This is a genomic window from Mesorhizobium sp. M4A.F.Ca.ET.020.02.1.1, from assembly GCF_004022645.1.
Lineage (GTDB): Bacteria > Pseudomonadota > Alphaproteobacteria > Rhizobiales > Rhizobiaceae > Mesorhizobium.
Genome location: NZ_RZOI01000793.1, coordinates 1 through 2,621, shown reverse-complemented (window position 1 = coordinate 2,621; position 2,621 = coordinate 1). Strand labels below are relative to the sequence as shown.

Annotated in this window: 1 protein-coding gene; it reads left to right on the top strand. The window is 67.3% G+C overall.

All coding sequences use genetic code 11. The features are described from left to right. Positions 1–120: 120 nt before the first annotated feature. Positions 121–2,580, top strand: coding sequence for an efflux RND transporter permease subunit (locus tag EN742_RS31190; protein WP_245492437.1), 2,460 nt, complete (start codon positions 121–123; stop codon positions 2,578–2,580). The last annotated feature ends 41 nt before the right edge of the window (positions 2,581–2,621 follow it).

Genomic DNA, 2,621 nt, shown 5'->3' with positions numbered 1-2,621 from the left:
CTCCGAAGGCGATCATGTCGTGGTCGCCGGCGCCGGCTTCCTCTCGGACGGCAATCTGGTGCGCGTCGCCTCCGCCGTGGCCGACGCCGGCGCTGCCGCGGGCTCGACGGGGAGCGCGCAATGAACGCCATTTCTTCCTGGTCGATCCGCAACCCGGTTCCGACCATCGTGCTCTTCCTGTCGCTTACCATCGCCGGCCTCTACGGCTTCATGCAGCTGCGCACCAACAACATGCCCGACATCGACCTGCCGACCGTCACCGTGACTGTGGCGCAGCCGGGCGCGGCTCCGAGCGAGATGGAAGTTCAGGTCGCGCGGGTGATCGAGAATGCCGTGGCGACACTGGAAGGCGTCGACGATGTCTCGACCTCGATCAGCGAGGGCTCGTCCGTCACCACGGTCGAGTTCACCCTCGGCACCGATCCGGAGACTGCCACCAACGACGTCCGCAACGCGGTCTCGGGCGTGCAGTCCAGCCTGCCGGCCGCCGCCCAGACACCGGTCGTGGCCAAGGTCAACGCCAACGGCAATTCGGTGCTGACCTATGTCGTCGAGGCGCCGACCATGTCGCCCGATCAACTGAGCTGGTACATTGACAACGACGTGGCCAAGGCCCTGCTCGGCGTCGACGGCGTCTCCAAGATCACCCGCTCCGGCGGCGTCGACCGTGTCATCCGCGTCGAGCTCGATCCCGACCGCCTGGCCGCGCTCGGCATCAGCGCCGGCGACGTCAGCCAGACGCTGGCATCGAACAACGTCAACCAGCCCGGCGGCCGCGCCACCATCGGCGGCCAGGAGCAGTCTGTGCGCACGCTGGCCAGCGCCACCACGGTCGAGGCGCTCGCCGACACCCGCATGGCGCTTTCCAGCGCCGGCGACGTCAAGCTTTCCGATCTCGGCACCGTGGTCGACAGCTGGGAGAAGCCGCGCCAGGCCGCCTATCTCGACGGCAAGCAAGTCGTTGCCTTCAACGTCTACAGGTCGGTCGGATCGAGCGAGATCGACGTCGTCAAGGCCGCGCGCGCGGCGATCGCCGAAATCGGCGCGAAAGCCACTGGGGCGAAGTTCAGCGAGGTCACCTCCTCGTCCGGTTTCGTGCAGGAAAGCTATGACGCGGCCCTCGAGGCGCTGTGGCTCGGCGCCCTGCTCGCCGTCGGCGTGGTCTGGTTGTTCCTGCGCGACATCAGGGCGACGCTGGTGTCGGCCGTCGCCATGCCGCTGTCGCTGATCCCGACCTTCGCCGTCATGGCGGCCCTGGACATCTCGCTGAGCAACATCACCTTGCTCGCGCTGTCGCTGGTGGTCGGCATCCTCGTCGACGACGCCATCGTCGAGATCGAGAACATCGTTCGCCATATGCGCCAGACCGGCGCCAGCGCCTATCAGGCGGCGATCGAGGCCGCCGACGAGATCGGCCTTGCCGTGGTGGCGACCACCGCGACCATCGTCGCGGTGTTCCTGCCGGTGGCCTTCATGCCCGGCATTCCCGGAAAATTCTTCATCAGCTTCGCCATCGCCGTCTGCGTGTCGGTGCTGTTCTCGCTGCTGGTGGCGCGCATGCTCACGCCGCTGTTGGGCGCCTATCTGGTGCGCGCCGGCGGCCACAGCGAGGACGACCTCCCGGCCTGGGTGCCGACCTATCTCTGGCTGCTGCGCAAGGCGCTCAATTGCCGCTGGATCACGCTGTTCGCCGGCATAGCCTTCTTCGCCGGCTCGATGCTCCTGGCCACGAAACTGCCTACCGAATTCATGGCGGCGGCCGATCGCGGCCGCTCAATGATCTCGGTCGAACTGCAGCCGGGCTCGACGATCGAGCAGACAACGGCCGTGGTGCAGGACATTACAGAGCGCCTCGAGCGTGAACCGGCCGTCGACAGCGTCTTCGCCACGATCGGCACGGCCGCTTCCTCGGGCGGCGGGCCGAACCAGAGTTCGAGCTCGGCCGAGGTGCGCACCGCCACCGTCACGATCAATCTGAAGCCGCGCGCCGAACGCTTGCTCAGCCAGCAGGCGTTCGAAGCCGAAGCCTCGCCGAAGCTGAACGACATTCCTGGTGCCCGCATCCAGTTCGGCGCCGACGGCTTCTCCGGCGCCAAGGTGTCGATCACGCTGGTCGGCGATGATGGCGCAGCGCTCGAAAAGGCGAGCGATGCCCTGATCGACGAGATGAAGTCGGTGCCCGGCCTGATCAACCCGACCTCGACCGCCGCGACCACCAAGCCCGAGCTGATCGTGCGCCCCGACAGCGCCAAGGCGGCCGAGCTTGGTGTCACGCCGACGGAGATCGCTGCGACGGTCAAGATCGCCACCATCGGCGACACCGACACCAACCTGGCGAAGTTCAACCTTGGCGATCGCCAGGTGTCGATTGTCGTCACCCTGCCGGACGGCGTCATCGACGATCCGGCAAAGCTTGCCGTCCTGCCGCTGACCGGCTCCAAGGGCACAGTCCCGCTCGGCGCCGTAGCCGACATCGGCTTCAACGCCGGGCCGAACAGCCTGACCCGGGTGGAGCGCAGCCGCAGCGCCACCGTCGAGGCGGATCTTTCCGGTCTGACATTAGGCGAAGGCTCCGCATGATCGGCAGGGCGCGGATGGCCGCGGTGCCTTCGCCTAATGTC